The 325-nt window shown below is 62.5% G+C and carries 1 protein-coding gene; it reads left to right on the forward strand.

From position 1 onward, the window contains the following. Positions 1–325, forward strand: a 325-nt coding sequence (locus AC2SGK_RS18360; RefSeq protein WP_488324810.1) for an integrase core domain-containing protein, incomplete at both ends; no start/stop codon positions are given.

The following is a 325-nucleotide window of genomic DNA, read 5'->3' on the forward strand; positions in this document are numbered from 1 at the left end:
GGCCGAGGCCGGCATCGAGCCCTCGGTCGGCAGCGTCGGTGACAGTTACGACAACGCCCTGGCCGAGACGATCAACGGCCTTTTCAAGGCTGAGGTTATCCACCGACGCGGCCCCTGGCGCAGCTTCGAGGCCGTCGAATATGCCACGCTGGAATGGGTCGACTGGTTCAACAACCGCCGTCTCCTCGAGCCGATCGGGAACATCCCGCCCGCTGAAGCCGAGGCCAACTTCTACGCAGCTCGGCGTTGTTGCAGAACTCTCCCCGTGAAGGATTCACTTGGTGAATCCATGCGGTTAGATGGGCAGCATGAGCAAGCCCAAGCC

The organism is Paracoccus sp. NIOT.M2S5SZ12 (assembly GCF_057748165.1).